We start from the raw sequence: 7,349 nt of genomic DNA, 5'->3' as shown, positions 1-7,349 counted from the left end.
CCACCGCCGCCGCCACGACGGTCATCACGACGACCACCGCCGCGCCGGTCGTCACGGCGACCACCGCCACCGCCGCCGGGGCGCTTGAAGTCTTCGAGGTTCACTTCCTGTCCGGCTTCTTCCATCAGCCACGCCTTGCGGGACAGACGGATGCGTCCGCCGGGTTCGAGGTCCACGCACTTGACCCAGACTTCCTGACCGAGCTGGAGCAGGTCTTCGACCTTCTCGACGCGTTCGAAGTCCATCTGGGAAATGTGCAGCAGGCCTTCGCAACCGGGAAGGATCTCGATGAGCGCGCCGATCTCGAGGATCTTGCGCACGATGCCGAGGTAGTTCTTTCCGATTTCCGGCTTCTGGTCGTAGTACTGGACGCGTGCCTTGGCTTCTTCCATGGCGGCCAGAGTCGGGGCGAAGATCATGACCTTGCCCGAGTCCTCGATGTCCACGTCGGCACCGGTCTCGGAGGTGATGGCCTTGATGTTCTTGCCGCCGGGGCCGATGACGGAGCGGATCTTGTCCGGGTCAACGAACACTTCGCACATCTGCGGTGCCAGCTCGGAGAGGTTGGGGCGCGGTGCGTCCAGAACCTCGTCCATCTGGGAGAGGATGTGTTCGCGGGCGTCCTTGGCCTGATTCAGCGCGCGGCGCAGAACGTCGGACGGGATGCCGCTGATCTTGATGTCCATCTGGATTGCGGTCACGCCTTCGCGGGTACCGGCAACCTTGAAGTCCATGTCGCCGAGGGCGTCTTCGTCACCGAGGATGTCGGTGAGGACGAAGTATTGATCGCCTTCCTTGCACAGGCCCATGGCGATGCCCGCAACCGGAGCGGTGATGGGTACGCCAGCGTCCATGAGCGCCATGGTGGCGCCGCAGACGGAGGCCATGGAGGAAGAACCGTTGGATTCCATGATCTCGGAGACAACGCGCATGGTGAACGGGAACTCTTCGGCGGTCGGCAGGACCGGAGTCAGAGCGCGTTCGGACAGTGCGCCGTGGCCGATTTCGCGGCGGCTCGGGCCGCGCAGCATGCGGGCTTCACCCACGCAGTACGGGGGGAAGTTGTAGTGGAGCATGAAGCGCTTGGTGTGCTCGCCGATCAGGGTTTCGAGGCGCTGCTCGTCGCGGGTGGAACCGAGCGTGGCAACGGCCAGTGCGCTGGTTTCACCGCGGCGGAAGAGCGCGGAACCGTGGGTCATGGGCAGGAGACCGGCTTCGATGGACAGCGGACGGACCGTGGTGGTGTCGCGACCGTCGATGCGCACGCCTTCATTCACGATGCGTGCCCGCACGATCTTCTTTTCCATGTCGCCGAGGACGTCTTTGATCTGCTTGAGCTTGTCAGCGTCTTCGGGGAACTTTTCGGTGACCAGTTCCACAGCCTTTTCCTTGACTGCGGACTTGGCGGCCTTGCGGGCCATCTTCTCGGCCACGGACAGGGCGGCAGTGAGTTCGTCGGTCAGGGCGTCTTTGAGCAGGGTGTCCACGTCGGCGTCGCGTTCGGGAGCGACGACGGAGACTTTCTTCTTGCCGACCTTCTCGGCCAGCTCTTCCTGCATGTCGATGAGCGGCTGAATTTCCTTGTGGCCGAACTCGATGGCGTCGGCAAGGGTGTCTTCGCTCAGGAACTCGCCGCCGCCTTCGACCATCACGACAGCGTCGCGCGATCCGGCCAGCAGCAGGTTCAGGCTGCCATGTTCCGCAATACCTTTATAGGTGGGGAAGAGCACGAACTCGCCGTCCACCATGGCCACGCGGGTACCCGCGATGGGGCCTTCGAAGGGCATTTCGGAGATGGACAGCGCTGCGGATGCGCCGGTCAGGGCCAGAACGTCCGGATTGACGTGCTGGTCGGCGGAGAGGACCGTGGCGATGACCTGAACTTCGTCGTTGAAGCCCTTGGCGAAGAGCGGGCGAATGGGACGGTCGATGAGGCGGGAGATCAGGGTCTCGCGTTCGGAGGGGCGGCCCACTTCACGGCGGAAGTAGTTGCCCGGGACCTTACCGGCCGCATAGAGCATTTCCTGATAGTTGCAGGTCAGCGGGAAAAAGCCGCGGTCGAATTCGAGCGGCTGGTTGGTGGCCGTGACGAGCACGACGGTACCGCCGGACTGCACCCAGACGGCGCCGCCGGCCTGATTGGCCATCTTACCGGTTTCCATGGTGATTTCAATGTCACCGACCTGACGGGTCAGGCTTACCTTTTCAAAAGGCTTGAGCATGTAAACTCCTTTGGTTTTCATGCCCCGCGGTGGCTTACCGGATGATTAGCCGGCTTGGGAAGGGGTGGCTGAAAGTGGGCCTTCACCCACGCCTTCCCGAGCCAACTAAGCTACTTCCGGAATGTCCGGCGATGAATTATCGCCGTTCCGCGAGGCTGTGTGTTCTATTTTTCAAACAATGACGGGGGAAGCCTTCCGGCTTCCCCCGGTACTCGCTCGGTATCTACTTGCGAAGACCCAGACGGGCGATCAGATTACGGTAGCGCTCGATGTCCTTGTTCTGCAGGTACTTGAGCAGCTTTCTCCGCTGGCCGACCAGTTTGAGCAGGCCGGTGCGGGAGTGGTAGTCCTTCTTGTGGGTCTTGAAGTGTTCCGTAAGGTAGGTGATGCGTTGGGTAAGCAGCGCAACCTGCACTTCCGGGGACGGTGTCGCCTTCATGAGTCTTGTACTCGTCAATGATTGCCTGTTTGGCTTGAGCGTCCATGACCACAGCGATATCCTCCTGATAGAGTGTTCCTTATTGATAACCTTCCCGCGCAGAATAGGTGCCGGGCTACCAGAGCCCCCGCAGGATGCTCCAGAAGAGTTTCCCGTCGGATTCGACAGCCTCCACGAGAGCAAGCGCGTCTCCTTCAGGTGTGAGGAACAGTGCATGGTCGCCCTGTAAACCGGCAAGGCCGCCTTCCGCGGATACGGGCAGGCGGGTGCCGTTTTTCACCAGACCGGTCAGTGCTTCGGAAAGCGTGTGGCTGGGCCAGTGGGGAAGGGCTTTGTTCATGGGAATCACCTTGGCGGCGAACGATTCAAGATCGCCGTCGAGCAACTCCTCAAGGTGATGCGACTGTTCCAACCCGAAAGGACCGCTTGTTTCGCGCAGCAGGCGTGTCAGCACTGCACCGCATTCAAGCCGCGTCCCCAAGCTGTGGACCAGGGAGCGTATGTAGGTGCCGGCAGAGCACCTCACCCTGAAGTCCGCATCGGGAAGGCAAACCTCCAAAGGTTCAGATTCAATGATCGTAATGGGCTTTGTTTTGACGGGAACTTCTTCTCCCGCCCGGGCCAATTCATATAAAGCCTTGCCCTTGTGTTTGGCAGCCGAATAGGCCGGAACTTCCTGCTCTGTCAACTCTTTCCAGTAAGAAATTTCGCGACGAACAGTCTCTTCGTCTGCTGAGACTGCTGTTTCTGACAGAACTTTTCCTTGAATATCATAGGTATCCGTGGTCATTCCCAGCCGAAACGTACCGGAATAGGTCTTGTTCTCGCCGGTGATGTGCGAAGCCATTTTGGTGGCTTTGCCAAGAAGCACCGGGAGTACGCCTTCGGCGAGTGGATCAAGGGTCCCGGCGTGGCCGATCTTGAACTGCCTGAAGGTGCGCTTGATGGCGTTCAGGCAGTCCGTGGAGGTCGGACCGGAGGGCTTGTACAGGACGAGGATGCCGTCGACCTGCTCCTTGCTGCGCTTGGGTTTTCTTCCCATGCCTAGAGCCCCAGCATGGTCGTGATGCGCTCGACCAGCGTTTTGCGGGCTTCCTCGAGCGTGCCGTAGACCATGCCGCCTGCGGCGTTCTTGTGCCCGCCGCCATCAAAGCTGGCCGCCACTTCCTGCACATTGTCCTCGCCGTAGGCGCGCAGGCTGAACTTCCACTGCTCGTCACCTTCTTCACGGAGCAGGGCCGCCACGCGGACGCTCTTGAGCTTGCGCACGAAATTGATGATTTCCTCGGTGTCGGACGCCACGGTGCCGGTGCGCTCGAACATCTCCCGCGTAACCGGAGCCACGGCAACCTGACCGTTCTCGAAGAGTTCCACGCCGCCGAGAACCTCGTTGGTCAGCCGCAGCCGGTTCTCGGTCCACTGCTTGGTGATGTTCATGTTCACGGTTTGCAGGTCGAGGCCGTTGCGCAGCAGCTTGGCAGCAAGTTCCAGCGACTCCGGCGTGGTGTTGCCATACGTGAAAAAGCCGGTATCCGTGGAGGTGGCCATGTACACGGCTTCGGCAATGGGACCATCGAGGGGAACGTCCAACTCTTCGGCCAGCGCGGCGATCATGGTTCCCACGGCGGGGTGGCTCACGTCCACCCAGTTGAGTTCCCCGAACATGGGGTTCCCCAAATGGTGGTCGATGTTGATGACCCGCGTTTCATCAAGGCGCGACCGCAGGGTTTCCCCCATGCGCTCGTCGTTGCCGCAGTCGAGGATGATGGTCCATTCCGGCAGCTTTTCGGGCAACTCGCTGACGATGGGCGAGGGCAGTTTTACCCAGTCATAGCGGCAGTTGGTGCCGGAATGATTGAAGAGGGTGACTTCCTTGCCCAACGCGGTCAGCACGTGGCCGAGCGCGGCGGTGGAGCCGATGGCGTCGCCGTCAGGATTGTAGTGCGCGGCCACCAGAAAGGAGGACCCGTTGCGCAGCGCCTCAGCTATCGCTTTCATCGGGCTTTGCATAGACCATGTCCTCCAGAAAAGTGTCGTGCATGAACCGCAGTTCGGGAATGTGGCGCACCCGCAGCCTGCGTCCGAGCTGGGTGCGCAGGAATCCGGCGGCTTTTTTGAGCGCCTTTTCCACTTCCTGCACGTCTGCGTCGGCCGGTGCCGTGAAGAGCACTTCGGCCACTTCGAGGTTGGCGTTCATGCGAACACCCGAAACCGTGACGAATTCGAGCCTGGGGTCGCGCACTTCCTCCATGAGCATCATGGAGATTTCTCGCATGATCTGGTCGCCCATGCGGTTGGCGCGTTTGGATTCGGAAAGCTTCATTGTATCTAGTCCGTGTTGCTGAAGACTTCGGTTTCGACGTTCACCAGCTCTGCCGGGGCGATGTCTTCAAGCATCCCCAGCAGCTTGGCCAGTCGTGATTCAACCTTGTTCGTGTCGTTGGCCACCGTGACGGCTGCCAGCACTATCTTTTCATGTACGTCAAGGGCGTCCACTTCGCTGATGGCCACGTTGAATTTGTTGCGGGCCTTGGTCTTGAGGCTTTGCACGACCTTTCGTTTCCCCTTGAGGGAGTCGTTGCCGTGCAGCCGGAATTCCAGAGAGAGGACGCCTATGATCATCGTATATAAGTACCAAAACACGGGCGGTCCAGTCTTGCCGAACCGCCCGTGTGTGATTTTTCGTTGTGTCGGCTAGTCGATGGTACGGGCCACTTCGCGTTCCTCGAACGCTTCGATGGCGTCTCCCACCTTGATGTCGTTGAACTTCTCAAGGCCCATGCCGCATTCGTAGCCCTTGGCGACTTCCTTGACGTCGTCCTTGAAGCGCTTGAGGGATGCGAGCCTGCCGGTGTAGACCACCACGCCGCCGCGCAGGAGGCGGATCTGGGCGTTTCTGGTGATCTTGCCGTCGGTGACGTAGGAGCCTGCAACGGTGCCAACCTTGGGGACGCTGAAGGTGTCGCGGACTTCGGCCTGGCCGAGGTACACTTCCTCGATGTCCGGAGTCAGCATGCCGCTCATGGCGTCCTTCACGTCGTTCACGAGCTTGTAGATGATGTCGTAGAAGCGAATCTGGACATTTTCCTGCTCGGCGATTTCCTTGACCTTCAGGTTGGGACGCACGTTGAAGCCGATGATGATTGCTTCGGAAGCGCCTGCCAGCAGGATGTCGGATTCGGTGATGGCACCGGCACCGCCGTGCACGACCTGAATCTTGATCTCGTCCGTGCTGAGCTTGTTGAGCGCTTCTGTAACGGCTTCCAGCGAGCCCTGCACGTCCGCCTTGACGATGAGGTTGAGGTTCTGAGCCTCTTCGTTGGGGCGGGAGGCGAGGAAGCTCTCCAGCGTAACCTTGGCCTTGCCAGCCAGTTCCTTTTCACGCTGCTTCTGCAGACGCTGGGAGGCGATGCGGCGGGCGACCTTTTCGTCGGAAACCACAACCAGCTCGTCACCGGCGTCCGGAACACCGTCGAATCCCTGAATCTCGACAGGGATGGCCGGGCCGGCGGAGTCGATCTTGCGGGCCTGATCGTCAAACATGGCGCGGACTTTGCCGTGGTGGACGCCGCAGACAAAGCTGTCGCCCTGATTCACGGTGCCTTCGGCGATGAGCATGGTGCCCACCGGGCCGCGGCCCTTGTCCAGCTTGGCCTCGACGATATGACCGCGCCCGAACTTGTCCGGGTTGGCCTTGAGCTCAAGCACTTCGGCCTGAAGCAGGATGAGTTCAAGCAGTTCGTCCAGCCCGGTGCGTTGCTTGGCGGAGACATGGGCGAAGATGGTTTCGCCGCCCCAGTCTTCAGGGATGAGGCCCATCTCGGCAAGCTCACGCTTGACGTTGTCCGGGTTGGCTCCTTCCTTGTCGACCTTGTTCACAGCAACGACCATGGGGACTCCGGCGGCCTGCGAGTGCGCGATGGCCTCTCGGGTCTGGTCCATGACACCGTCATCGGCCGCGACCACGAGGACAACGATATCCGTGACCTGTGCCCCGCGCATACGCATGGTGGTAAAGGCTTCGTGGCCCGGAGTGTCCAGGAACACGACCTCGCCGCGGTTGGTGGCGACGTGGTATGCGCCGATGTGCTGGGTGATGCCGCCAGCTTCGCCGTCGGTCACGTTGGTAGACCGGATGGCGTCGAGCAGGGAGGTTTTCCCGTGGTCGACGTGACCCATGATGGTCACGACCGGCGGACGCGGAGCCATGTCTTCGGGCTTGTCCTTTTCGGAAGGCAGCAGGAACTCCTGCTCGTCGAAGGACACGTTTTCCACTTCATAGCCGAATTCTCCGGCAACCACGGTGGCGGTGTCGAAGTCGAGCGCCTGGTTGATGGTGGCCATGATGCCGAGGCCGAAGAGGACCTTGATGAGGTCCTGAGCCTTGTGGCCCATCTGGTGCGCCATGTCGGCAAGACGGATCGTATCGTCGATCCTGAGCTTGCGCTTGGCGGCCTTCATCGGCTGCGCCTGCGTTTCCTGACGCTGCATGTCCTGTCCGCCAGACTTCTTGCGGCGTTTGCCTTTGCCGCCCTTGTTCTGGTCGCCGAAGACCTTGCCGGCCTTGGCGCCGTCTTCGAACTGGTTGAACTCGACAACACGGCGGTCTTTCTTGCGCTTTTTGCGGCTGCGACCATCGGGCTGGCCGGGGGGGCGGCGGAGTGCCGGGGAGCGGCCGGGCCACCAGG

Annotated in this window: 6 protein-coding genes and 1 pseudogene; all 7 read right to left on the bottom strand. The window is 61.0% G+C overall.

All coding sequences use genetic code 11. The annotated features are described in order from the left end of the window. Nucleotides 1-2,222 (bottom strand): polyribonucleotide nucleotidyltransferase (gene pnp / locus JCM12178_RS16220; RefSeq protein WP_054652930.1); only part of this gene is annotated, 2,222 nt, incomplete at its 3' end. A 223-nt stretch (nucleotides 2,223-2,445) separates the two neighbouring features. Next, a pseudogene (rpsO, locus tag JCM12178_RS16215) lies at nucleotides 2,446-2,713 on the bottom strand (30S ribosomal protein S15). A 63-nt stretch (nucleotides 2,714-2,776) separates the two neighbouring features. Beyond that, nucleotides 2,777-3,703, bottom strand: a complete 927-nt coding sequence (gene truB, locus JCM12178_RS16210; protein WP_054652926.1) for a tRNA pseudouridine(55) synthase TruB — start codon at nucleotides 3,701-3,703, stop codon at nucleotides 2,777-2,779. A 2-nt stretch (nucleotides 3,704-3,705) separates the two neighbouring features. Next, complete coding sequence (locus JCM12178_RS16205; protein ID WP_083466004.1) at nucleotides 3,706-4,659, bottom strand: DHH family phosphoesterase; 954 nt, start codon at nucleotides 4,657-4,659, stop codon at nucleotides 3,706-3,708. Further along, complete coding sequence (gene rbfA, locus JCM12178_RS16200; protein ID WP_054652922.1) at nucleotides 4,643-4,984, bottom strand: 30S ribosome-binding factor RbfA; 342 nt, start codon at nucleotides 4,982-4,984, stop codon at nucleotides 4,643-4,645. The genes JCM12178_RS16205 and rbfA overlap by 17 nt, the downstream gene beginning before the upstream one ends. Before the next feature lie 5 nt (nucleotides 4,985-4,989). Then, nucleotides 4,990-5,283, bottom strand: a complete 294-nt coding sequence (locus JCM12178_RS16195) for a DUF503 domain-containing protein (protein WP_054652920.1) — start codon at nucleotides 5,281-5,283, stop codon at nucleotides 4,990-4,992. A 72-nt stretch (nucleotides 5,284-5,355) separates the two neighbouring features. After that, on the bottom strand, nucleotides 5,356-7,349 hold a 1,994-nt coding region (gene infB / locus JCM12178_RS16190; RefSeq protein WP_054652918.1), incomplete at its 5' end, for a translation initiation factor IF-2.

Origin of the sequence: Salidesulfovibrio brasiliensis JCM 12178, assembly GCF_001311825.1 — a bacterium.
In the GTDB taxonomy this organism is placed as follows: domain Bacteria; phylum Desulfobacterota; class Desulfovibrionia; order Desulfovibrionales; family Desulfovibrionaceae; genus Pseudodesulfovibrio; species Pseudodesulfovibrio brasiliensis.
Note: the sequence above shows the minus strand (reverse complement) of the source record. Positions and strands in the feature narration are given on the sequence as shown.